The sequence below is a fragment of the Arthrobacter sp. 179 genome, from assembly GCF_052379645.1.
Lineage (GTDB): Bacteria > Actinomycetota > Actinomycetes > Actinomycetales > Micrococcaceae > Arthrobacter_H.
In genome coordinates, this window is the sequence record NZ_JBQSYU010000001.1 from 283,285 (window position 1) to 306,372 (window position 23,088).

General features: G+C 67.8%; 19 protein-coding genes and 1 riboswitch. Of the genes, 7 read left to right on the forward strand and 12 right to left on the reverse strand.

Annotation, left to right across the window (positions count from 1 at the left end):
* Positions 1–67 precede the first annotated feature (67 nt).
* The 5 genes from ACT3UE_RS01440 (at position 68) to ACT3UE_RS01460 (ending at position 4,863) form a co-directional block, all read left to right on the forward strand.
* Positions 68–1,333, forward strand: a complete 1,266-nt coding sequence (locus ACT3UE_RS01440; protein WP_444555219.1) for a carboxylate--amine ligase — start codon at positions 68–70, stop codon at positions 1,331–1,333.
* A 57-nt stretch (positions 1,334–1,390) separates the two neighbouring features.
* Positions 1,391–2,200 (forward strand): enoyl-CoA hydratase/isomerase family protein, encoded by an 810-nt coding sequence (locus ACT3UE_RS01445; RefSeq protein WP_444555218.1) that lies wholly within the window; start codon positions 1,391–1,393, stop codon positions 2,198–2,200.
* 3 nt (positions 2,201–2,203) lie between these two features.
* Complete coding sequence (locus ACT3UE_RS01450; protein ID WP_444555217.1) at positions 2,204–3,028, forward strand: alpha/beta hydrolase family protein; 825 nt, start codon at positions 2,204–2,206, stop codon at positions 3,026–3,028.
* 82 nt (positions 3,029–3,110) lie between these two features.
* Positions 3,111–4,025 (forward strand): carbohydrate kinase family protein, encoded by a 915-nt coding sequence (locus ACT3UE_RS01455; RefSeq protein WP_444555216.1) that lies wholly within the window; start codon positions 3,111–3,113, stop codon positions 4,023–4,025.
* A 28-nt stretch (positions 4,026–4,053) separates the two neighbouring features.
* Positions 4,054–4,863: a Cof-type HAD-IIB family hydrolase gene (locus ACT3UE_RS01460; RefSeq protein ID WP_444555215.1), complete on the forward strand. Its 810-nt coding sequence runs from the start codon at positions 4,054–4,056 to the stop codon at positions 4,861–4,863.
* Positions 4,864–4,885: 22 nt separating this feature from the next.
* Here the strand turns inward: ACT3UE_RS01460 and ACT3UE_RS01465 are convergent, their stop codons facing one another.
* Positions 4,886–5,569 carry a nitrilase-related carbon-nitrogen hydrolase gene (locus ACT3UE_RS01465; RefSeq protein WP_444555214.1) on the reverse strand — a complete coding sequence of 228 codons (684 nt, stop codon included), beginning with the start codon at positions 5,567–5,569 and terminating at the stop codon, positions 4,886–4,888.
* Positions 5,570–5,601: 32 nt separating this feature from the next.
* Here ACT3UE_RS01465 and ACT3UE_RS01470 point away from each other — a divergent pair, with 32 nt between their 5' ends.
* On the forward strand, positions 5,602–6,447 hold the full coding sequence (locus tag ACT3UE_RS01470) for a glycerophosphodiester phosphodiesterase (RefSeq protein ID WP_444566108.1): 846 nt from the start codon (positions 5,602–5,604) through the stop codon (positions 6,445–6,447).
* On the opposite strand, the gene ACT3UE_RS01475 is transcribed toward ACT3UE_RS01470, so the two are convergent.
* The 4 genes from ACT3UE_RS01475 to thiE form a co-directional block, all read right to left on the reverse strand.
* A complete protein-coding gene (locus ACT3UE_RS01475) occupies positions 6,444–7,442 on the reverse strand; it encodes a phosphotransferase (RefSeq protein ID WP_444555212.1) in 999 nt (332 codons plus the stop codon). The two genes, ACT3UE_RS01470 and ACT3UE_RS01475, sit on opposite strands and share 4 nt — an antisense overlap.
* Before the next feature lie 9 nt (positions 7,443–7,451).
* Positions 7,452–8,768 (reverse strand): uracil-xanthine permease family protein, encoded by a 1,317-nt coding sequence (locus ACT3UE_RS01480; RefSeq protein ID WP_444566109.1) that lies wholly within the window; start codon positions 8,766–8,768, stop codon positions 7,452–7,454.
* 121 nt (positions 8,769–8,889) lie between these two features.
* Positions 8,890–10,389 carry a bifunctional hydroxymethylpyrimidine kinase/phosphomethylpyrimidine kinase gene (gene thiD / locus ACT3UE_RS01485; protein WP_444566110.1) on the reverse strand — a complete coding sequence of 500 codons (1,500 nt, stop codon included), beginning with the start codon at positions 10,387–10,389 and terminating at the stop codon, positions 8,890–8,892.
* Positions 10,386–11,060: a thiamine phosphate synthase gene (thiE, locus tag ACT3UE_RS01490; RefSeq protein ID WP_444566111.1), complete on the reverse strand. Its 675-nt coding sequence runs from the start codon at positions 11,058–11,060 to the stop codon at positions 10,386–10,388. The genes thiD and thiE overlap by 4 nt, the downstream gene beginning before the upstream one ends.
* Positions 11,061–11,116: 56 nt before the next feature.
* Positions 11,117–11,217: riboswitch (TPP riboswitch) on the reverse strand.
* Between the two features lie 79 nt (positions 11,218–11,296).
* Here thiE and ACT3UE_RS01495 point away from each other — a divergent pair.
* On the forward strand, positions 11,297–12,736 hold the full coding sequence (locus tag ACT3UE_RS01495) for an aldehyde dehydrogenase family protein (protein WP_444555208.1): 1,440 nt from the start codon (positions 11,297–11,299) through the stop codon (positions 12,734–12,736).
* 105 nt (positions 12,737–12,841) lie between these two features.
* Here ACT3UE_RS01495 and ACT3UE_RS01500 read toward each other — a convergent pair whose 3' ends face one another.
* From ACT3UE_RS01500 to ACT3UE_RS01530, 7 genes are all read right to left on the reverse strand, one after another.
* Complete coding sequence (locus tag ACT3UE_RS01500; RefSeq protein WP_444555207.1) at positions 12,842–13,756, reverse strand: glycine betaine ABC transporter substrate-binding protein; 915 nt, start codon at positions 13,754–13,756, stop codon at positions 12,842–12,844.
* A gap of 45 nt (positions 13,757–13,801) precedes the next feature.
* Positions 13,802–14,653, reverse strand: a complete 852-nt coding sequence (locus ACT3UE_RS01505; protein WP_444555206.1) for an ABC transporter permease — start codon at positions 14,651–14,653, stop codon at positions 13,802–13,804.
* Positions 14,654–15,943 carry a quaternary amine ABC transporter ATP-binding protein gene (locus tag ACT3UE_RS01510; RefSeq protein ID WP_444555205.1) on the reverse strand — a complete coding sequence of 430 codons (1,290 nt, stop codon included), beginning with the start codon at positions 15,941–15,943 and terminating at the stop codon, positions 14,654–14,656.
* Positions 15,944–16,259: 316 nt separating this feature from the next.
* Positions 16,260–17,924, reverse strand: a complete 1,665-nt coding sequence (gene pgm / locus ACT3UE_RS01515; protein ID WP_444561835.1) for a phosphoglucomutase (alpha-D-glucose-1,6-bisphosphate-dependent) — start codon at positions 17,922–17,924, stop codon at positions 16,260–16,262.
* Positions 17,925–18,033: 109 nt separating this feature from the next.
* The gene (locus ACT3UE_RS01520; RefSeq protein ID WP_444555203.1) at positions 18,034–19,488 is read right to left on the reverse strand and encodes a peptide MFS transporter; all 1,455 of its coding nucleotides are present in this window, start codon (positions 19,486–19,488) and stop codon (positions 18,034–18,036) included.
* 63 nt (positions 19,489–19,551) lie between these two features.
* Entirely contained in the window at positions 19,552–20,961 is a 1,410-nt protein-coding gene (locus tag ACT3UE_RS01525; protein ID WP_444555202.1) for an amidase, read from the reverse strand.
* The gene (locus ACT3UE_RS01530) at positions 20,958–22,991 is read right to left on the reverse strand and encodes an ABC1 kinase family protein (protein ID WP_444555201.1); all 2,034 of its coding nucleotides are present in this window, start codon (positions 22,989–22,991) and stop codon (positions 20,958–20,960) included. Before ACT3UE_RS01530 ends, ACT3UE_RS01525 begins: the two co-directional genes overlap by 4 nt.
* Between the last annotated feature and the right edge of the window lie 97 nt (positions 22,992–23,088).

A 23,088-nucleotide genomic window follows, 5' to 3' on the forward strand; every position in this document is an offset into this window, starting at 1 on the left:
ACGTGTTTTGCCTAGTGGCAGTGGCACCGGTTCGGAGCGGGGGACTGATCCGGATAGATTGGAGCCCATGCGTATTTTGGATTCACAGCCGTTCGTCCCGGTCATCCTCGGCGGGGACATCGGCACCTATTCGCTGGCCCGCGAGTTCCACGAGGCCTACGGGGCGGTCAGCGTGGCGGTTCCTGCGGGCGAGAACGGGGTGCTCCAGCACTCCGTCGCCATCGATATCCGCCCGGCGGGAAGCATGACCGACGGGGCCCGCGTCGTCGAACACCTCCTGCAGGTGGCCCGTGACCTCACCGCGGACGGGGCGCGCCCCCGGCCCCTGCTGCTCTGTGGTTCGCTGGACCTGCATATCGGGATCATCACCGACCATCGCGCAGAACTCGAGCCCTGGTACACGATTCCGTACCCGGAGTCGGCGACCATCGAACGGGCGGCGCTGAAACAGAACTTCTATGCCCTGTGCGCCGAACTGGGCATCCCGCATCCGCGGACCATCGCCTACGATCCCGTCGCCCCGCAACCCCTGCCCGCCGATCTGCCGTTCCCGCTCATCGGCAAGCCCGCCGACAGCAGTGCCTGGGTGCACGCCAAGTTCGCCGGCAAGCAGAAAGTCCACACCCTGGCCACCCGCGGGGAACTCGATGACCTGCTGGCGCGCATCCGGGCTTCGGGCTACACCAGCCCCTTCATCCTCCAGGAACTCATCGGAGGCGGCGACACGAACATGCGCCTATGCACTTTCTACTCCGACCGGGACGCCCGCGTCCGCTTCGCCGCCTACGGGGAAGTCGTCGTGGAGGAACACGCCCCCTTGGTGCTGGGCAATTCGGCGGGTATCGTCACCGCCGTCAACGCCGAGTTCATCGATCAGGGCCGCCGCATCCTCGAGCACCTCGGATGGACCGGATTCTCCATGTTCGACGCCAAACTGGACCCGCGGGACGGGCTGGTGAAATTCTTCGAACTGAATCCGCGGCTGGGACGCAACCATTACTACATGACTGCTGCGGGCCACAACGCCGCCCGCTTCTACGTCCGCGAGTACCTCGGGGCGGAGTACGACGACGGGGAGCTGCCCGCCGCGGACCCCGACGCCGCCCCGCTGGTCGCCGATGCCCAGGTGCTGTCCACGGTGTTGCCGCTGGCCTTGCTGCGCAGACACCTGCGCGGACCCGTGGGGGAGAAGGCCCGCGAACTGATGCGCGCCCGCCGGGTCGCCAATCCGTTGCTCTACCGCGCCGAACGTCATCCCCGTAGGCTTTGGTACATTGCGCTGACCTCGCTGAACCAATTCCGCAAGTTCAGCCAGCACCCGCCGCGACTCTGACATGCTGGGGGGACTGGCGCCCCGCGCCGGTCAATGACGACCCGGAAGGAAGCACACATGGATTTCGGTAGCTACGAGACGCTACTTCTCGAAACGGACGGCTCCGCACTGGTGGTGACCGTGAACCGCCCGGAGGCCATGAACGCCCTGGCCTCGGCAGTGGTCGAGGACCTTTTGGCCTTGACGGAAAAACTCGCGGCCGTGGGCATCGACGCCCAATGGCCCATTCGCGGCATCATCCTCACCGGGGCCGGCGAGAAGGCCTTCGTCGCCGGGGCCGACATCCGTGAAATGACCTCGATGAGCTCCGATGCCGCCGAGGCCTACGCCCGGCAGATGCATACGGTGACCACCCGGCTCGAGGCCCTGCCCGTTCCGGTCATCGCCGCCGTCAACGGGTTCGCCCTCGGCGGCGGGTGCGAACTCGCGCTGGCCTGCGATTTCATCTACGCCGGGGCCCGCGCCAGCTTCGGGCAGCCGGAAGTCAATCTGGGCCTGGTCCCCGGGTTCGGCGGTTCGGTGCGCCTGCAGCAGCGGGTCGGCCTCGGCCACGCCCGCGAACTCATCTACACCGGACGCCGGATCAAGGTCGACGAGGCCCTGCGGATCGGCCTGGCCAACGCCGTGTTCGACGACGCCGAGGCCCTGCTGGCCGGCGCGAAGGCCACCGTGGAGGAAATCGCGGCCAAGGCCCCCACCTCGGTCGACAACACCAAGCGGGCCCTGAACCGGATCAACGGCCTCCCCGTGGCCGCAGGGCTGGAGGCGGAAGTGGACAGCTTCCGTGAGGCCTTCGCGACCGAGGACTCGGTCGTCGGGCGGGCCGCCTTCCTGGCCAAGGAGACCCCCGACTTCCCGGGGCGCTGAGCCATGGCAGCCAACGACGCGGCGACGGCCGGGCGCGCCCCGGATTCGGTCCACCACTACGGGCCGAATCCGAGCCAGTATGCCGAACTGTATGTGCCCGAGGAGAGGCGCCTGCCCGGGGTCATCGTCATCATCCACGGTGGATTCTGGCGCGATACCTACGACGCGTCGCTCGGGCACCCCCTCGCCGCCGACCTGGTCCGGCGGGGCTGGGTCGTCTGGAACCTGGAATACCGGCGGACCACCGAGGGCGCAGAAACGGGCCCTGATACCGGGGGGTGGCCCCGGACCTTCGAGGATGTTTCCGCCGGCATCGATGCGCTGGGCCCGGCGCTGGCCACGGCGGGACTGGAACAGGGCCACGTCGTCGTCCTGGGCCATTCGGCCGGAGGCCATCTCGGGGCCTGGGCCGCCGGACGGCATAAGCTGCCCGCCGGGGCGCCGGGAGCGGATCCGGCGGTGACGGTCGATGGCGTGGTCAGCCAGGCGGGGGTGCTGGAATTGTGGATGGCGAATTGGCTCAAACTCAGCCATTCGGCGGCCGTGAAGCTCATGGGAGCCACCTCGGAGGAGGACCCGCGGCGGTGGCAGCTGGCCGATCCGGTACGGATGCTGCCCATCGGGGTCCCGGTCATCGCCGTGCACGGAAAATCCGATGCGGATGTCCCCTCGGCCCTGTCGCGGGCCTATACCGACTCGGCACGGGCCCAGGGCGATCCGGCGCGGATGGTCTTCACGACCGGCGACCACCAGGCGATGATCACCCCCGGGACCCCGGCATGGGATGCTTGTCTGGTGGCCTTGGCCGAATTGGCCGTTCCTGCCTAGCAGGGTCAGGCGACGGCGCACGGGAACACCGTCCGGTGGGGCGTCTTGAGGCATCCACCGAGAGCAAAGGTAAGGTTGAGTAGTGCTGACTGTTATGGGCGAAGCCCTCGTTGACGTGCTGTCCGGCGGCATCGCCGCGCCCCAGGCCTATGTCGGGGGCAGCCCGATGAACGTGGCGGTGGGACTCGCACGGCTGGGCCACCCCGTGTCCTTCGTCGGACGCTACGGCGATGATGAATACGGGGCCATGATCCACGAGCACCTGCGCTCCAACGACGTGCAGGAGGTCCTCCCCGCCGATGGGTTGCCGACCTCCACCGCCCGCGGCACCCTGGATCCGGTCGGGGCGGCCAGCTACGAATTCGACATGGTCTGGGACCTGTCGGCCTTCGACCCGGCATCCTCCGACGTCCTGGCCGATAGCCAGCTGCTGCATACCGGCTCGATCGCCACCGTCCTGGAGCCCGGGGCCGGAACCGTCAGGGCCGCCGTCGAACGAGCCCGACCGCATGCGACGATCTCCTACGACCCCAATGTGCGGCCCAGTTTCGTCACCAATCATTCCCAGGCGATCGAGGACGTCGAACGCTTCGTCGCCCTCAGCGATGTGGTGCGGGCCAGTGACTCCGATCTGGCCTGGCTCTACCCCGAGCGCAGCGTTGAGGAGACCGCGCACGCCTGGCTCGAACTCGGTCCGGCCATGGTGGTGGCCACCTACGGCTCCGGCGGCCCGTGGGGCGTGGTCGCCGCCGGGGAGGCGCGGACCCAGGCCCCGGTCGTCGATGTCGCCGACACCGTGGGGGCCGGTGACTCGTTCATGGCGGCCCTGCTGTCCACGCTCGTGGACCGCGGGCTGGTCGGGGCGGCGCACCGGGAATCCCTGCGCGGGCTTTCGGTCGGCCAGCTCGAGGAGATCCTGGACTATGCCGCCCGGGCCGCGGCGATCACCGTGTCGCGCGCCGGCGCGAACCCTCCGCGCCGCGACGAGATCTCCTGACCGATCCACCGATGAGCCAGGAACATCCATGCGACTGATCGCCAGCGACCTCGACGGGACGATCCTGCACGCGGACGAGACCATTTCCGCGCGGACGGTCCAGGCCTTCGCAGCGGCCCGGCAAGCAGGGATCCATGTCGTCTTCGTGACCGGGCGGCCCTTCCGCTGGCTGAGCCCCGTGCAACGCGCGCTGGGCCATCTGGGGACGGTCATCTGCTCCAATGGCGCCCTGGTCTACGACCTCGAGGGCGAACGGATCCTGGGCAGCCACCAGGTCCCCGGCCCGGCGGTCGGCGAGGTCCGCCGGCGCATCCAGGCCCTCGAGCCCGCAGCGACCTTCGCCGCGGAGACCTTATCGGGGCTCCTGCTCGAACCCGGATTCCTCCAGGCCGGGGAAGCGGCCCGCTTGCCCGTCATGGCCGAGGCGCCCTTCGACGTGGGCCGCCTGGAAGCCGAAGGCGTGGTGAAACTACTCGCCAAGACCTCCGCCTATGAGGCCGAGGCCTTCCAATCACTGGTGGAACCCGAGGTCGCCGATTTGGTTTCGGTGACCCATTCGGCCCCCGGCGTCTCGCTGCTGGAAATGTCCCATCCCGGGGTCAACAAGGCGGTCACCCTGGCCGAGTATGCCGCGGAACTCGGGGTCACCGCCGCCGAGGTCGTGGCCTTCGGAGACATGCCCAATGACGTGCAGATGCTCGCATGGGCCGGCCGGGGTTACGCGATGGAGTCGGGGCATGCACTGGCGAAGGCCGCGGCGGGGCGCACCACTGCCTCGCTGCAGGAGGATGGGGTCGCCCAGGTCATCGAACGCCTGCTCTCCGGGGAGCCGCTCTAGGGAAGGCTCCGCAGCGGTCGGCTCAGGAGCCGATGTCGGAGGGATGCGTCGGCTCCGGGCCGGACCACCAGGAATCGGGGATCCTGGGCAAGGGGCGCAACAGCGCCTCGGGCAGGGGCCCCGATTGCGGGAACGGCACCCCCGTGTTCTTCGCCGACCACTGGCCGGCGGGCACGACGGCCGCCTCGCAGGTCCCGGCCTCATTCAGGACCAGGAGGGTCCGGACCCCGTGGTCGCGTAGGTAATAGCCCACCGATGGATCCCGGGCATCGGCGGAAAAGAGCAGGGCCACCGGCGAGTCCACGCCCGACACGGAATATACCGCTTCAGGAATAATTGGTGGGGCTCCCTCCCATCCGCAGAAGCCGCGGGCCACCTGCCAGTCGGCCAGATGACGTTTGCGGGTGTGGGCCACCAGGGCCCCATGGGCATCCCACCAGTGGGCCCCGACGAAGATCCTGTCCCCGGTCGCCTCAACGGTGGAGGCCACCAATCCCACCCCCGAGGTCGCCGCCACGCCGCGCAGCCTCTCGCGTAGGATCGCGGAGCCGGTGCCTGCCTCGGCGGTGACGAAGAGTTCCGGGGTGAGCAGCAGGGAGGCACCGGCCTGGGCGGCCGTGTCGGCCCAGACGCGGAGGCGCTCGAAGTTGTCCTCCGGGTCCGGCCCGGGGGCGGCGCAGGCATGGTGTACTTTCGCTACCCCCACCGGGGACCTCCTTGGACGGTAGAGTCGGCACTGTGAGAACTCGTCAAGCGCGCAGGTTCCCCTACCTGCATCCTACTGGTGGCCCCGCCCGGCAGGGAGGCCCGTTGGCCTTTGCCCATCGTGGTGAGGCACTGACCGGGGGTGAGAACACCATGGAGGCCTTCGCGGCGGCGGTGGAGCGCGGCTTCGGTTACCTGGAACTGGATGTGCACACCACCCGGGACGGTGTGGTGGTCGTCTTCCACGACGAGGAGCTCGAACGGGTCAGCGACGGCCGGGGGGCGGTCGCCGACCACGATCATGCCGATATCGCCGCCCTGCGCGTCTCGGGACGCCGGATCCCCTGTTTCGAGGACGTGCTCGCCGCCTGGTCGGACGTCAGGTTGAACGTTGATATCAAAGACGAGGCCTCGGTGGGCCCGTTCGCCGCACTGGTCAACAAATATGCGGCCCACGACCGGGTGCTGGTGGCTTCGTTCTCGGACGCCCGGCGCCACCGGGTGCTGCGTCTGCTGGATGCCCCCGCGGCATCAAGCCCGGGGTTGGTGACCAGCGCACTGGCCGTCCTGTTGGGCAAGGTCGGGCTGTTCGCGCTGCTGCGCCCGCGGCTTCGCGGGGTCGCCGCCCTGCAGGTTCCCGAACGCCAGGGGCGACTGCGCGTGGTCACCCCGCGTTTCCTGGCCCAGGCCCACCGCGAGGGCATCCAGGTGCACGTCTGGGTGGTCAACGAGCGGGAGGACATGGACCGGCTGATCGACCTGGGTGTGGATGGGATCATGACCGACCGGGCGGATGTCCTGGCCGCGGCCCTGGAGGCCCGCGGGTTCTGGCCCCAGCGTGAAGCCGCAGATAAGAAACCTGCGGATCCAGGCTCCTAGAGGGTCAGGGGGGTGACCAGCTCGGCCAAGGGCCGTAGGGCCTGGACCGCATAGTGTTCCATATCGGCCTCGCTGGCTCCGGCGAGCATCGCCAGCCACGTCCCGTGGGACTGCAGCTTCCCCAGCCGCAAGGCGGGTTCGACGAGCCGCTCGAGCTCGGCCGGGGTGCCGTATTCCTCCCACTCCTGCAGGTAGGCGGCCACCGCCCGGCGGATCCGTGGATCGGAGGGCGTGGTCTTCAGCTCCTTGGACATCGTGGCCAGGGGAACCGCCAACGTGGAAAACGGGTGGGCCCAGTACGCGTCCCCGAGGTCGATGAAACGCAACGGTTCCTCGCTGGAGGCCGGCAGGAAGACGTTGTTGCGATGCAGGTCGTTGTGGTCCAGCGACAAGGGCACCGCGGCGTCGGCCAGGAAACCGCACATATCACGCACCGGGCCGAGCTGGTCGTCCAGTTCCTCGGCATCGCGGGCCGGAAGATGCAAGGGGTGCCCGGTGGGCAGGGAGGCGTGGAACATGACCTGGTCATCGATGTATCCGGGCATATGCCGGGGATCGAATTGGGTCAGACCCGCATCGAAGAGCGTGTCACCGTGGGGGAGGAGGGTCTTCTGCAGGCGGGCGACATTGCGCAGGATCCGCTCCCAGAGCTGGTGGTCGGTGCTGGGGATCCTGGCCATCGTCTCCCCGTAGTCGGGGGAGATCATCCAGCCGCGCATCGGCTCAACGGCCAGCGGCATGACCAGCTGATCGGGGGCCAGCCCCGCGGCCGCCCGGGTGACGGCGACTTCGGCCTGTTGGCCGGGGTTGATGGCCTTGACGTACAAGGTGCCGTGATCGGTGGGGACGAGGACCTGGGTGGACCATAAGTGGATCGGCCCGCGTTCGAGCGGGCCGGTGCGGCGCAGGTCGTAGGCGTCGAGCACCATCGAGACCCAGCCTTCGATCTCCTCGAGCCAGTCCTCGGTACCCCAATAGTCATTCCAGTGCGCCACGGGCCGATCCTAGCCGAGTTTGCTCGGTGTCGCGCCGGTGTACTCCGGGGCGTCGGTGGGCTCGGTGCCACGGACCCGGGCGATGGTGCGCATCCCGTGGTAGATCACCACGGTGGCCACCGTGCCCAGGGCGATGCCGCCGAACTGCATGGTCCCCACGGTGATGGTCGGGTCGGCGATGGCGATGATCAGTCCGGCCCCGGCGGTCATGAGGTTGATCGGGTTGGAGAAGTTGACCTGGTTCTGCACCCAGAGCCGGGCACCGATGATGCCGATCATCCCGTAGAGGACGATTCCCGCCCCGCCACTGACCCCGGCGGGGATCGAGGAGATGGCGGCACCGAACTTCGGCAGGAACGCCAGCAGCATGGCGGTCGCCGCGGCCACCCAGTAGGCGGCCGTGGAGTAGACGCGGGAGGAGGCCATGACCCCGATGTTCTCCGCATAGGTCGTCGTGCCCGAACCGCCACCGAAGCCGGCGACGATGCTGGCGATGCCGTCGCCCATCAGGGCCCGGCCGTTGACGTCGTCCAAGTCCCTGCGGGTCATCAGCGCCACGGTCTTGACATGGCCGATGTTCTCGGCGACAAGGACGAAGACGACCGGGAGGAACAGGGCCAGGGTGTCCAGGTGGAATTCGGGGAACGCGAAGGGCGGCAGGCCCAGCCACCCGGCCTCGTTGACGGCGGTGAAGTCGATCTGATGCTGGGCCAGGGCGATCAGGTAGCCGACGATGATCCCCACCAGGATCGACAAGCGCCCCAGCAGGCCACGGAAGAGGACCGCGGTGAAGACGATGGCGGCGACGGTGGAGAAGGTGGTCAGCGGGACCGACTCGATGGCCTCGGTGGTCGATCCGGCCAGATTCAGTCCGATGAGCGCGACGATCGTGCCCATGACCACCGGAGGCATCAGGGCGTGGATCCACCCGGTGCCCGATTTCTGCACCACCAGCCCGATGATGAACAGGGCCGCACCGGAGAAGACGACGCCGCCCAGGGCCCCGGCGAAACCATGTCCCGACATGGCGGCGGTCACCGGGGCGATGAACGCGAAGGAGGAGCCCAGGTAGCTGGGTACCCGGCCGGCGGTGATGAGCAGGAACAGCATGGTCCCGACCCCGGAGAAGAACAAGGTGGAGGTGACCGGGAAGCCGGTCAGCGCCGGTACCAGCACGGTGGATCCGAACATGGCCATCACGTGTTGGACGCCGATGCCGGTGGTCTGGAACCAGTTCAGCCGTTCATCGGGGGCCACCACGGTGCCGGGTCGAATCGTTGTGCCGTCGCCGTGGACCGTCCAGCCGAAGCCGGGGAAATTGCTCATGGGTGTCCTCCATCGGGGCCCTGCGGGTTGGTGGGGCCTCACCGGTGCGGGGCCCCACGGAATCCTACCGCCCCCGACCCCGGGGCGGCGGGGTCGGGCCCCCTGCCGGGGTGCGCCGGCATCAGCCGATGGCCGCCACCGGCATGGGGAGGGAGGCCGATCGCGGGGCGGCGTCTTCGGGGGTCTGGGCGAAGAAGGACAATTCCTGCCGGCTCGATTCGTCGAAGGCGCGACGCATCCCGGCCAGGGTGGTGGAACCCGCCCGCAAGGCCACCTTCTGGACCAGCGCGATGGCCTCGCTGGTGGCTTCGTCGAACTCGGGGGAGGAGTAGGCGGCGAGCCAGTCGGCATAGGGGTGGCCCGGGTGGGCCGCGGCGGCCAGCCGCTGGCCGATGTCCTGGTAGAGCCAATAACAGGGCAGGATGGCCGCCACGAGCTCGGGATAGGAATCGCCGGAGGCCACCAGGTGGTTCAGGTAGGCCGAGGTGGTGGGGCTGGGTTCCGGATCGGGGGCATCTCCGAGCCGGTGCAGATGTAGATTCGCCTCCTCCTCGAGGGCGCCGACGGCCCCGGAAGCCCAGAACTGCTGCTCTTCGCGGTTCGGCGCCAACTCGGCGGCACGGGAGAGGACCCGGGAGTAGGTCCGCAGGTACAAGGAATCCTGGGCCAGATAGAAGTGGAAGTCCTCCGAGGGCAGGGTCCCGTCCCGCAGCGCACGGATGAACGGCAGATCGTCGATCCCCGAACGCAGCGGTGCCAGATCGTTCCACCAGGTGCCCAGCAAGGCCCCCGTCGTCGGGATCGCCGTACCGTCCCAGAGCGCCCCGAAATGATTCACCGGACCATGTCCTTCGCCGACCTCGAGTTCATCGGCACGGTGCAGGGCGCCTTCAAGCCACCCGCGGGCCAGCCGCAGGGCATCCCCCCAGTCCCCGCAGCGGGCCCACAGGGTAGCCAGCGCCGCGGAGAGCGAGCACCCGGTCCCATGGGTGTTCGGGGTGTCGATGCGGTCACCCTCCACGGCAGCCATGACGCCGTCGGGGCCCACGAGGGCATCCGGGCACCGGCTGCCGGTGAGGTGGCCGCCCTTGGCCAGGACCAGGACAGAATACCGCCTCGCGAGCCGGGCTGCCTGGTCCAGGACGTCGTCCCATCGGGTGCAGACCGGCTCCTCGAGCAGTGCCGCCAATTCCGCGGTGTTCGGGGTCAGGACATCGGCCCACGGGAGCAGCCGACGCAGGGCCTCCTCGGCGTCGTGCTCCAATAAGCGGTCCCCGGACGTGGAGATCAGCACCGGGTCCACCACGACGGTGGTGCCCGGGCGGGTACCCAGCCAGGCGGTGGTGGCTTCGATGACCTCGGCGGAGGCCAGCATGCCGATCTTCACCGCATCGATCCGGATATCGGCGGCGACCGTCTCAAGTTGCCGGGTGAGGAATTCCGCCGGAGGGGTATGGACCCCGGTGACTCCCCGGGTGTTCTGGGCGGTCAGTGCGGTGATCGCCGCCATCCCGTAGCCACCGCAGGCGGCAATCGATTTCAGGTCGGCCTGGATCCCGGCCCCGCCGGAGGGGTCGGCCCCGGCGATGGACAGGATGTTGGGGGTGTTCGGGGCGCTCATGCGGTCTCCGTTCGTGCTGCCCGGGTCCATTCCTGAACCAGGGCGGCAGCAGAGTCCCGGGGTTCGGCGGCGGAGCAGATGGCCCGCACGACGGCCATGCCGATGGCCCCGGCGGTGTGCGCGTCCGCGGCGTCGCCGGAGCCCAGCCCGCCGATCGCCACGCAGGGCAGCGGGGCCCGGGAGATCAACGAGGCCAGGCCGGGGAACCCCAGCGGGGTCGGGTGGTCCTTCTTGGTGGGCGTGGCCCGGACGGCCCCGGTGCCCAGATAGTCGATGGTGCCTGCCGGCAGTTCCGCTACTGCCGCGAAGTGGTCCTCGGTGCTGGCGCTGAGCCCCAGCACGGCATCGGGTCCGATGAGGGACCGGACGAGTTCGGCGGGCAGGTCCTTCTGGCCGATATGGACCCCGTCCACGCGGATCCCTGCCGCACGGGCCGCCAGGTAGACGTCCACCCGGTCGTTGAGCAGCAGCAGGGCCCGGCCCGCGGTGTGTTCGGCGCAGGCGGCCGCCTCGGCCAGGAATTCGCGGGCGGACAGGTCCTTGCAGCGCAGCTGGATGGTCCCGACCCCCGCGGCGACGGCCTCGGCCACGATGGTGGCCAAGGGCCGTCCGGCCGTGCTGGTGGAGTTGGCGACGAGGTAGATCCCGCTTCCGGGAACCGGCGCGCTCATGCGAGCACCGCCTCAACAAAGCAGTCGGTGGGTGAATGGGCCAAGGTGGGCGCATGTTGGTGCATGGGCGACATCCCTCCGCTAGTACGAACTAGATCAGGTTCTTGCCGGGTGTGCTCTCAGTCCGCGCCGGTGGCGGACACCCCGTGTCAGTGATCGTGAGCCTACAGTCCCCCACTGGGGGCGGCAAACCGACCGGCTGCCCCGCCGGCGGTGTCCACGTTAGTGTCGTACCCATGGCCATGAACCGACGTTCCCGTCCCCCAGCAGTTTCCGCGCCCGTCGTGCCGGCGGGCCCCGACGCCGAACTCCCGGCCACCGCGGCCCGCCGGCTGCGTGATGCCGCCGACTCCCGGCTGGCCCACCCCCGCAGGTTCCGCAGCGCCCAGCTCAAGGCACTCGAACGGCTGATCCAGGATCAAGAACAGACCCTATGTGACGCGTTGATGACGGATCTGGGTAAACCGGCGGCCGAATCCCGGCTGACCGAACTGGATCGGGTGAAGGCCGAAATCGATCATGCCCTGTTGCACCTGGGCGACTGGATGGCGGATGAGGCGGTGAAGGTCCCGCTGTCGCTGCAACCGGCGTCGGCCCGCGTCCAGGCGCGTCCGTTGGGCATGGTCCTGGTGATCGCCCCCTGGAACTATCCGGTCCTGTTGCTGCTCGGCCCGCTGGTCGGTGCCCTGGCGGCAGGGAACACCGTGATCCTCAAACCCTCCGAACTGGCTCCGGCCACCTCGGCGGTCATGGCCGCCCTCATCCCGCAGTACCTGGATCGGCGCGCTGTCGCGGTCCTGGAGGGGGCCGCGGAGACGACGAGCGAACTTCTGGAGATGGACTTCGACCACATCTTCTACACCGGAGGCGAACGGGTCGGGAAGATCGTGGCCCGGGCCGCGGCGGAAACGCTGACCCCGGTGACCCTGGAACTGGGCGGGAAGAGTCCGGCGGTGGTCGCCGACGGGAACTTCCCCGCCATCGCCCGGCGGTTGGCCCACGGGAAGTTCATGAATGCCGGACAGACCTGTGTCGCCCCGGACTACGTCCTGGCGGTCGGGGCCACGGCGGCGGCCGAACTGGAAAAGCAGCTGCCCAAGGCCATCGGCGCGTTCTATGGGAAGGACCCCTCGGGCAGCAAGGACTATGGGCGGATCATCAACGCCTCGCACTTCGAACGTCTGGAATCCTATCTGGGGCAGGGACGGGTGGTGGCCGGGGGGACCAGCGACGCGGAGGCGAGGTACATCGCCCCCACGGTCCTGGCTGACGTCGACCCGGCGGCCCCGGTGATGACGGAGGAGATTTTCGGTCCGATCCTGCCGATCATCCAGGTCGACCGCTTCGATGATGCGGTGCGGTTCATCAACTCCCGCCCCTCACCGCTGGCCGCCTACCTGTTCAGCGAACGCCCGCGCCTGCACACCTCCTTCGAGGACCAGGTGCGGGCCGGGGCGATCGCCCATAATGTGTGCAGCATGCACCTGGCGGTCCCCGCGCTGCCCTTCGGCGGGGTGGGGGCCTCGGGGACGGGGAACTACCACGGCAAATTCGGGTTCGATACCTTCAGCCAGCAACGTCCGGTGCTGTCCAAGACCGCGATGCTCGATACGTTGCGGGCCGTCTACCCGCCCTTCGGCTGGGCCAAGCGGAAGATCATGCGTTCGATCGGCTGATCCGCCCGGCCGAGTGCCCCGACAGACGAAGGGCCCGGACCGCATTCAATGCGGTCCGGGCCCTTCGCTACGGTCGGTGCCATGGCACCTGCCGATGGATCGTGGCTACTTCTCGGTCAGCGAATCCACGTAGTCCTGGTTCTCGGAGATCCACTTGTCGACGATCGGTCCGTAGTCATCGGTGTCCGTGTCGTTGAACATGGCGTTCTCCAGGGAGAACAGGTGGTCATCGTCGATCGTGAAGTCGTTCAACCACTCGGTCAGTCCCGGGTAGGTGTCGGCGAAGTCGGCGTTGCCGTAGGAGGTGATGGTTTCCGCGTCGCCCATGGCACCCTTGGGATCCTTCAGATCCTTGATCGGGAACTCGTCGTAGGCCCAGTGCGGGCGCCACAGGGTGACGACGATGTCCTCATCGGCGTCCGTGGCCTTCTTCAGCTGGGCCAGCATGGCCGGGGTGGAGGAGGTCTTGAAGTCCATCTTCTCCAGGCCGTAGTCCGGGATGGCCGCCTTTTCGGTGGTGTCGGTCAGCCCGGCGCCCGGGTCGATGCCATAGATCGTGTTGCCGAACTTGTCGGCATTGGCCGCCAGGTCCTCGAGCGAATCGATCGGGGCGTCTTCGTTGACCGCGATGGTCAGCTTGGCATCGTCGTACCAGGTGCCCAGCTTGGTCATGTCGTCGCCGTACTTCTTCAAGTACTTCTTGTGCGTCAGCGGCATCCAGACGTCCATGGTCAGGTCCAGGTCACCGGAGGCGACACCGGCGAAGACCGGGCCGGCATCGGCGTCGGTGAGTTCGACGTCGTAGCCCTTCTTGTCCAGGATCTGCTTCCAGAGGTTGGACACGGCCACGCCTTCGTCCCAGCCGGCCATGACGCCGATGTTCAGCGCGGCCTGGTCGCCGTTCTCAGGCGAGTCGGGGACCTCGGATTCGCTGCTTCCGGTGTCGCCGCTGCCGCAGGCGGTCAGCGCGAGGGCCGCCGTGGCGGCGATCCCCATCATTGATGCGAATTTCCTTTGCATTGTTCATTTCCTTTCTTCGCGCCCCGCCAGCGGGGCGTAGGGTCGTTAGCCGTTTTTCGCCGGCACGTTGGATTGGCCCAGGGAGGCGGTGATGCGGTCCAGGAAGATGGCCAGAATGACCACCGACAGACCTGATTCGACACCCAGGGGAGTGTTCAGGGTCGTCAGGGAGGCGTAGACATCCTTGCCGAGACCACCGGCGCCGACCATGCCGGCGATGACCACCATGGACAGGGAGAGCATGATGACCTGGTTGATGCCGGCCATGATGGTCGGCAGCGCCAGCGGGATCTGGATCTGGCGCAGGATGCGTCCCGGGGAGGCGCCGAAGGCCTGGCCGGCCTCGACGACCTCGGTATCGACGCTGCGGATCCCCAATTCGGTGAAGCGGGTGCCCGGCGCCATGCCGAACACGATCGTGGCCACGATTCCGGGGACGACGCCGATCCCCAACAGCAGGATCGCCGGGACCAGGTAGACGAAGGCAGGCATGGTTTGCAGGAAGTCCAGGATCGGCTTGACGACCGCCGAAACGATCTTGGATTTGGCGGTGAGGATGCCCAGCGGAACACTGATGATCACCGCGACGATGCTGGCCACCAGGACCAGCGACAGGGTCTCCATCGAGTGCTCCCACTGGTTCATCCCGTAGATCAACAGCAGTCCGATGACCGTACCGATGGCCATCTTCCAACTGCGCAGGAGCCAGGCCAGCAGGGCCAGCACGAGGATGACGACCCAGAACGGCGGAGCGGTGAGGATCCACGCCAGCCCGTCGTACCAGTTCTGGAAGAAGGACTTGATGAGGTTGAAGAGCCCGCCGAGGTTGGCGATGAACCAGTTGAGGACCACTTCGCCCCAGTGGCCGACGGGAATGCGGAATAGCTGATCGGTCATTTAGAGGGCACCTCCTTCGTCGTCGGATGCAGCCGCGGGGGCATCGGTGTCTTCCGGCTGGTCGGCGGCGACCACCGGGACGCTGCTGGTGGTCGAGGGGACGTTGCCCAGCGCGGAGAGGAGGGTGGCGCGGGCGATGGCGCCGATGAGCCGGCCCTCGTCGTCGACGACCGGCAGGGGTACCGGCGACTCCACGGAGCGGCCGAACAGGTCGTTCAGCGCCGTCTCGGCGGTGACCGGGTCATTGCCGACGGTGATGATTTCTTCCAGGTCGGTACCTCCGCGTTCGAGCAGGCCCATCACCTCGCGGTCGCGGACGGCTCCGAGCAGCTTGCGCTGCCGGTCCAGCACGAAGGCGGCCGAGGTCTGCAGTTCGCGCATGGTCCGCAACGCATTGCGGGCACCACCGGAGAGGTTGACGACGGAACGCGGGGTCTCCATGACCGTTCCGGCGGTGAGCACCCGGGTCCTGTCGACGTCGCGCACGAAGGCCGAGACGTAGTCGTTCGCCGGGCGGGTGAGGATGTCGTCGGGGGTGCCGATCTGGACGATCTCCCCGTCGCGCATGACCGCGATCCGGTCCCCGAGGAACATGGCCTCGTTCAGGTCGTGGGTGATGAAGACGATCGTCTTGCCGAGTTCGGCCTGCAGTGAGGCCAACTGCTCCTGCATATCGCGACGGATCAGCGGGTCGAGTGCCGAGAAGGCCTCGTCCATCAGCAGGATGTCGGTTTCGGAGGCCAGGGCGCGGGCCAGGCCCACACGCTGCTGCATGCCGCCGGAGAGTTCGCTGGGGTATTTATCGCCCCACCCCTTGAGTCCCACGACGTCCAGGATCTTCTGGGCCCGGGTGGTGCGCTCCTGCTTCGAGATGCCCTGGATCTCCAGCGCGTAGGCTGCGTTCTGCATCACGGTGCGGTGGGGCAGCAGGGCGAAGTGCTGGAAGACCATGGAGATGTGCTTCTGGCGGACCTGGCGCAACTTCTTGGCCGAGACCTTGGCGATATCGGTGTCACCGACGACCACCGAGCCGCTGGTCATGGGCCAGAGCCCGTTGAGCATGCGGATCAGCGTCGACTTGCCCGAGCCCGACAGGCCCATGACGACGAAGATCTCGCCGGGCTTGACGTCGAAGCTCGCGTCGATGACGGCGGCCGTTCCCAAGGAAGCGACCTCCTGGCGGGTTTTTCCGTTCTTCAGGAGTTTGACGGCCTCGTTGCCCCGACGGCCGAAGACCTTGTACGCATTCGAGACGCGTAGCGCAGGTTGCCCTGTGTCAGTAGTGTTCACGTTTTCCCGTCCACGGCCTGGGTCCGGGTGGAGGCAGACCGATTTTTCGGCGACCCGCCCCGACAGCTAATCCCGCGGGTGCCTTCAACGGCGGTGTCCCACGGGTCGAGATGAAAGGGCGAGTAATTGGCTTTCAGCCTTAACGCTAACAAGAGGATGTTCGCCTGCAGCCGAAAACCAGCCTTTGACCGGGCTTACACCGACCCGTTGGTCAAGTGCATCCCTTGTGGGACAAGGGATGGAGCGAAGTTATGGCATTGTAACGGAAGGGGTTGTCAAAATCTCCGCAAACGAGTGGTTTTCATCATTTCGACGGTCAAGAGGCCGAACCGATGATCGCGTCGACCAGGGCCTTCGCCTCCCGTTGGACCTGATGCAGGTGATCATCTCCGGTGAAGGACTCGGCATAGATCTTGTAGACATCCTCGGTGCCCGAGGGGCGGGCGGCGAACCAGGCGTTCTCGGTGGTGACCTTCAGCCCGCCGATGGCCGCATCGTTTCCCGGAGCCTCGGTCAGCCGGGCGGTGATCGGTTCCCCGGCGAGGGTGTCGGCGGTGACATCGGCGGCGGACAGGCGGCCCAGGGCCGTCTTCTGTTCGCGGGTGGCCGGTGCGTCGATGCGTGCATACGACGGCGCACCGAAGGCCTCAGTCAGCCGCCGGTAGTGCGTGCTGGGCGAGGAGCCGGTCACGGCCTGGATCTCGGAGGCGAGCAACCCCAGCAGGATCCCGTCCTTGTCGGTGGTCCACGGCGACCCGTCGAAGCGCACGAAGCTCGCTCCGGCGGATTCCTCGCCGCCGAAGACCCCGGTTCCGTCCAGCAGGCCCGGAACGAACCATTTGAAGCCCACCGGCACCTCGACCAGTTCGCGGCCGAGGGAGGCGGCCACCCGGTCGATCATCGAGGAGCTGACCAGGGTCTTGCCGACTCCGGCCCCGGCCGGCCACTGCGGGCGGTTCCGGTACAGGTAGTCGATGGCCACCGCGAGGAAATGGTTCGGGTTCATCAGACCCGCATCGGGGGTCACGATGCCGTGGCGGTCGGCGTCGGCGTCGTTGCCGGTGGCGATGTCGAAGTCGGCGCCGCCGTCGCGTACCGCCGAGATGAGCCCGGCCATGGCGAAGGGGGAGGAGCAGTCCATGCGGATCTTCTCATCCCAGTCCAGGGTCATGAAGGCCCAGCGAGGATCGACTGCTGGGTTGATCACCGTCAGGTCCAGCCGGTGGCGTTCGGCGATGGCCCCCCAGTAGTCGACCGAGGCCCCGCCCATCGGATCGGCGCCGATGCGTACGCCGGCGCCGCGGATGGCTTCCAGGTCCAGCACGGAAGGTAGCGCGTCCACGTAGGCGGCCATGAAGTCGTGGGCCCCCAGGTTCGCCGCCCCGCGGGTCCTGGCCAGCGGGATCCGCTTGACCCCCGACAGGTTCGAAGCCAACAGCTCGTTGGCGCGTCCGGCGATCCAGGAGGTGGCCTCCGAATCGGCGGGTCCGCCGTGCGGTGGGTTGTATTTGAACCCGCCGTCGGTGGGCGGGTTATGCGAGGGGGTGATGACGATCCCGTCGGCGCGTCCGGTCCCGCCGGACAAGAGCCGGTTGTGGGTGAGGATCGCATGGCTCAGCGCCGGGGTGGGCGTCCACCGGCCCCGTGCGTCGACCCGGACGTCCACGTCATTGGCGACCAGGACCTCCACTGCGGTGTCCTGGGCGGGATCCGAGAGGGCATGGGTGTCCTTGCCCAGGAACAACGGACCGGAGATGCCCTGGGAGGCGCGGTACTCGACGATGGCCTGGGTGATGGCCAGGATGTGGCGTTCGTTGAAGGAACCCTCCAACGACCGGCCGCGGTGGCCGGAGGTGCCGAAGGCCACCCGCTGGGCGGGATCTTGCGGATCGGGAATCCGGTCGAAGTAGGCCGACCGCACGGCATCGACGTCGATCAGGTCCTGGGGCAGCGCGGTGGTTCCCGCTCGGGTTTCGGCCATGGATACAGCTAACCAGATGAACCACGGAAAAGCCCCGGCCCGCGGAAATGAATCCGGGGCCGGGGCTCGGGGCCAAGGCGGTGGGGCCGCCGGCAGGGGTGTGCGTCGGCTACTTCACGCCGGACATCAGCTTCTTGATCGGCTTGACCGCGAGCATCAGGGCCACGCCCAGCACGATGGCGGTGACTCCGAGGGTCAGGAAGTACGGAATCTCGTTGCCCTTGGTGTAGAAGCCGGCCAGGATGCCCGCCAGGGTGGTGCCCAGGGAGACCGAGAGGTAGAACAGGGCCACCATCTGGGTGGTGAACACGACCGGTGCCAGCTTGGTGGCCACCGACAGTCCGATGGGGCTGAGCAGCAGTTCGGCCATGGTGAACAGGAAGAGGATCCCGGCCAGGGCGAGCAGGGGGGTCTTCTCCAACGAGTTCAGGGGGATGAAGACCAGGAACGCTATGCCCATGATGATCAGCGCGCCACTGAACTTCAACGCCGTCGAGGGTTGCTTGTCACCCATCTTCGTCCAGATTCCGGCGAAGACCGCGGCGAAGACGATGATGAAGACCGGGTTGATCGACTGCGTCCAGCTCGGAGGCATGGTCCAACCGAAGAGGTTGCGGTCAAGCCGTTCCTCGGAATAGACGGCAATGAAGGTGAACTGCTGCTGGAACAGGGCCCAGAAGGCCGCCGAGGCGATGTAGAGCGGGATGAACGCGGTCACCCGGCGCCGTTCGATCTCATTGACGTTCTTCGAGGACAGGATCACCACGAAGTAGATGATGCTCGCTGCCACGACGATGATGGCGATCATGGTGGCCAGGTTGTCCGCATGCACCAGGCCGGTGGTCAGCAGGACGATGATGACCGCCAGTCCGATGACGGCGCCGATCCCGTAGCGCAGGCGCTGCTTGGGCGGCAGCGGGTCGGTCACATGGTGGGTTTCCTCGGGCAGGTTCTTGCGGCCGAAGGCGTAGATGGCCAGGCCCAGTGCCATGCCGATGGCGGCGAGACCGAAGCCGTAGTGGAAGCCCAGGCGGGTCTGCAGCAACCCGGTGAGCAGTGGCCCGACCAGGGCGCCGATGTTCACACCCATGTAGAAGATCGAGAAGCCGGCATCGCGGCGGGGGTCCTTCTCCGTGTACAGCGAACCGACCAGCGAACTGGCGGTGGCCTTCAACCCACCCGAACCCAGGGCCACCAGCAGCAGGCCGATGGTCAACCCGACGACGCCGGGCAGGGCCGCCAGGGCGATGTGCCCGAGCATGATCATGATGCCGGTGTAGAACAGCACCTTCTCGGAGCCCAGGAGTCGGTCGGCGATCCAGGCCCCGAAGATGGTGCTGAGGTAGACGGTGCCGCCGTAGGCGCCGACCAGGCTCAGGGACAGCCCCTGATCCAGTCCCAAGCCGCCCTTGGAGACCTCGAAATACATGTAGTAGGCCAGGATGCCTTGCATCCCGTAGAACGAGAAGCGTTCCCACATTTCGACGCTGAAGAGGTTGAACAGCATCCGTGGGTGGCCGAAGAAGGTCTTTTCGGCCGTTTCCTGCGGAGATTGAGTGGTCATTTTCAATATTTTGCGCCTGTGTGGGCTGAAACGCCTAGTTATGTGAACCAGGTCACGGTTTGATCACGTGGTCATGATCCGGGCCCCGAGGGCCAGCAGGTCGGCCTCCGACCCGTGCGCGCCGATCAGCTGGACGCCCATCGAGAGTCCCGAGGCCGTCCGGGAGGTGGGGACCGTCAGGGCCGGGACCCCGGCGACGTTCACGATCGACGTGTAGGGGGTGTAGCGGCACTGCAGCTCGTAATCGAGGTCGGCGTCGTGGGTGGTGAACCATCCGATCGGCCGCGGGGTCAGGGCCATGGCCGGGGTCAGGACGGCGTCGTAGTGCCCCCATTGGGCCCGGCAGTCCTCGGCGATCCGGACCAGGATGGCCGCTGCGGCGTATTTATCCGCATCACTGCGTCCGATCGCCCGGGCGCGGAAGGTGCGGGTGAGTTCGGTCAGTACCGGGGCCGCGGCCTCGGGGAGGTCTGATTCGGCCAGTCCGGCGGTCCAGATGGCTTGGAAGGCCTCGGGGAAGCGGTTGTCGTAGCGGATGTCCGCCTCCTCGACCCGGTGCCCGGCGGCCTCGAGCTTCGAGATCCCCGCCTGGAAGGCCGTCTCGGCTTCGGGATCCAGTGCGACCTCGTAGCGGCGGTCGAAGGGCGAGGAGCGGCTCACCCCGATCCGCAGGGCCCGCCCGTGGGCCGGTTCGGCGCGCCGGGCGGCCTCGCGGTAGCCGGTGGACCCGGTCAGCGAATCCATGAGTAGTCCGGCGTCCTCGGCGCTGCGGGCCAGCGGGCCGGACACCACGAACCGTGGTGCCCCGAACCGGTCGACCCGGCCGTTGGCCAGATCGGAGGCGATGGTGCCCAGCCCCGGTTTCAGTCCGATGAGCCCGCAGGCCGATGCCGGGATGCGGACCGAACCCCCGCCGTCGTTCCCCGGGGCGAATGGCAGCAGCCGCGCGGCGACGGCGGCGGCACTGCCCCCCGAGGACCCGCCGGCGGAGCGGGTCGGATCCAGCGGGTTGCGGGCCGGGGCGGCGATGAGGTTCTCCGAATAGCAATTCAAGCCGAATTCGGGGATTTGCGTCTTGCCCAGGGACAGTGCCCCGTCGGTGCGCAGCCGGGCGACCAGCGGACTGTCCTGGGTCGCGGGGGATGAGGGCACCGCCGCGCTGCCGAAGGTCGTGGGGGTGCCCTCCACGTCCCAGAGGTCCTTATAGGCCACCGGCATCCCGTGCAAAGGCGGGAGGGCCCGGCCTTCGCCGCGGGCCCGCACGCCCTCGGCATCGGCGGCATCGGCGGCGTCCAGCGCCTGCTCGGCGGTGATGGTGATGAAACTGCCCAGCCGGGGATTGGCCTCCTCGATCCGGGACAGGAAGTGTTCGGCCGCCTGCCGGGCCGAGAGTTCCCCGCTGGTGAGCAGACGGCCCAGTTCGACGGCGGTGAGATCGTGCAGTTCGGTGCCTGGAGCATCGGGGTGGGTCATCGGTTCGCCTTCCGGGAGTCGTATTCGTCGTCTCGGTCGCGCTGGAAGACCAGCACCACCGAGCGCAGGGCCAGGATGAAGCCCATGAACAGCAGGATGTAGCCGAAGAACGCGTGCATCCTGATGCTTTCGGTCAGGAAGGGCCCGGATTCGGTGGTGATCAGGACGATCGCCGCCAGGGTCGCGGCGCCGGCCAGCAGGGCCACGACCACCTGTTGGACCAGCCGGTTCAGGAACCCGCGGTCGGCCGGGTGGGCGAGCACGCGCACGTTCACCGACAAACGCCCCTCTTCGACGTCCTCGGTGATCTTATTGAGCCGCCGGGGCCACTCGCGCAGCGTCGGCAGCAAGGACATGGCCTGGATCTCGAGCTGATCGCGCAAGGATCCGGGACTGAAATGGGAGCCGATGATCTTCCGGCCGGCTTCCCGCGCGGCGGCGACCACGTTCAGACCGGGTTCGATCAGCATCAGGGTCCCCTCCAAGGCCCCCAACGCCCGCAGTGCCGCCGCGACCTGGGTGGGCACGGAGAAGCCGTTGCGGACGATCAGCGAGAACAACGCGGTGAACATCTCCGAGCCGCCCTGGCCGCCGAACCCGTGGCGGTACCGCACCAGCAGCTGGCCCAGTGCGCGTTCGAAACCGCGTTCGTCGAAATCCTCGGGCCGGTCCAGCAGCCCCAGCAGGGCATCGGTGGCCAACTGGTTGTCGTTCTTGTCGATGGCGAACAGCAGCAGGTTCAAGGACTGTTGGCTGGCCGGGTCCAACCGCCCCACTGCCCCGAAGTCCAGCAGGGCGAGTCCGCCGTCGCCGGTGATGAAGATGTTTCCCGGGTGCAGGTCGGCGTGGAAGACACCGTCGCCGGAGATCTGATGCAGGGTGGCGTTGAGCAGCTCCTCGGCCAGGGCCCGGCGCCGTCCGGGTTCCATCGTGGCCAAGGTCGCCTCGGCCGAGCCCACCGGGTGTCCGTCGAGCTCATCCATCACCAGCAGCCGGGGGCCGCTGAATTCGGTGTGCACCCGGGGGACGGTGATCCGGAAGCCCCGCAAGGAGGTCTCGATGGCCAACATGTTCTCCGCCTCGATGCGGTAGTTCAATTCCTCGCTCAACGATTCGGAGAAGCCCCGGGCCAGGGAGGCCACGCCCAAGCGGCGGGCCCACGGGGCCGAGCGGCCCAGCCAGTCGGCGATCTGCACCACGATGGCGCGGTCGCGTTCGACCTGCACGAGTGCGGAAGGGCGCTGGACCTTGATGACCACCGCGGTCCCGTCGTGCAGGGTCGCCCGGTGGACCTGCGCGACGGACGCGGAGGCCAGGGGTTCGTGCTCGATCGTGGCGAAAGCCTCCTCGGGTGAACGGCCCAGGCTCCGGGCCATCGCGGCTTCCACCACCGGCCAGGGCTCGGGGGTGGCTTGGGTCTGCAGATGGGACAGTTCTCGGATATAGGGCTCGGAGAGCAGGTCGCGCCGGGTGGAGAGCATTTGCCCGAGCTTGACGAACGTCACCCCGGCCTCATTCAACGCCTCGCGCAGCGAGCGTGCGGTCTGTTCCTGCCGGGCATCGGCGTGACGGCGGTTCAGGCCGCGGGCCTGGGCGAGCAAGCCATGCCGCACGGCGATCCGCATCACCTGGACATAGCGGGCGCTCTGCGACCTGCGGGTCCTCCACCCGGTGAACAAGCGGATGGGGGAGGGCAGGGTCCCGGTGGGAAAGGTGATTTCCAGGACCATCAGCAGGGCGACGCCCAGGGCGAAGATCCAGATCAGGGCCAGCGCGGCGAACATCAGGGCGACCACGGGAGAGACCTGCAACTGGGTGTCGTCGGGGACGTAGGCCGCCCGGAAAAGGTAGCGCACCACGAAACTGAGGCCCACGGACATGAGCAGGCCCACCGCAATGGAGCGGGGCCAGCCCACGGGGACCCCCAGGACCCTGCGGGAGACCCCCGCGACGATCCACGCCTGGAGGATCAGGAAGAGGGCACCGAGCAGGACCGTCACCGTCCATCCCACGCCGTCAAGTGCCGTCATTCCGGCATTCGGATCCATATCAGCCCTTCATGATTCGGGGTGGCGGTCCCTCCCCACTATAGGCTGGGGATCGACGCAGGAAACCGTTGAAAGGATT

Coding starts and splice junctions, on each gene's coding strand:
- ACT3UE_RS01440 (WP_444555219.1), top strand. CDS start 68: ATGCGTATTTTGGATTCACAGCCGTTCGTCCCGGTCATCCTCGGCGGG.
- ACT3UE_RS01445 (WP_444555218.1), top strand. CDS start 1,391: ATGGATTTCGGTAGCTACGAGACGCTACTTCTCGAAACGGACGGCTCC.
- ACT3UE_RS01450 (WP_444555217.1), top strand. CDS start 2,204: ATGGCAGCCAACGACGCGGCGACGGCCGGGCGCGCCCCGGATTCGGTC.
- ACT3UE_RS01460 (WP_444555215.1), top strand. CDS start 4,054: ATGCGACTGATCGCCAGCGACCTCGACGGGACGATCCTGCACGCGGAC.
- ACT3UE_RS01480 (WP_444566109.1), bottom strand. CDS start 8,768: ATGAGCAATTTCCCCGGCTTCGGCTGGACGGTCCACGGCGACGGCACA.
- thiD (WP_444566110.1), bottom strand. CDS start 10,389: ATGAGCGCCCCGAACACCCCCAACATCCTGTCCATCGCCGGGGCCGAC.
- thiE (WP_444566111.1), bottom strand. CDS start 11,060: ATGAGCGCGCCGGTTCCCGGAAGCGGGATCTACCTCGTCGCCAACTCC.
- ACT3UE_RS01495 (WP_444555208.1), top strand. CDS start 11,297: ATGGCCATGAACCGACGTTCCCGTCCCCCAGCAGTTTCCGCGCCCGTC.
- ACT3UE_RS01500 (WP_444555207.1), bottom strand. CDS start 13,756: ATGCAAAGGAAATTCGCATCAATGATGGGGATCGCCGCCACGGCGGCC.
- ACT3UE_RS01505 (WP_444555206.1), bottom strand. CDS start 14,653: ATGACCGATCAGCTATTCCGCATTCCCGTCGGCCACTGGGGCGAAGTG.
- pgm (WP_444561835.1), bottom strand. CDS start 17,924: ATGGCCGAAACCCGAGCGGGAACCACCGCGCTGCCCCAGGACCTGATC.
- ACT3UE_RS01520 (WP_444555203.1), bottom strand. CDS start 19,488: ATGACCACTCAATCTCCGCAGGAAACGGCCGAAAAGACCTTCTTCGGC.
- ACT3UE_RS01525 (WP_444555202.1), bottom strand. CDS start 20,961: ATGACCCACCCCGATGCTCCAGGCACCGAACTGCACGATCTCACCGCC.
- ACT3UE_RS01530 (WP_444555201.1), bottom strand. CDS start 22,991: ATGACGGCACTTGACGGCGTGGGATGGACGGTGACGGTCCTGCTCGGT.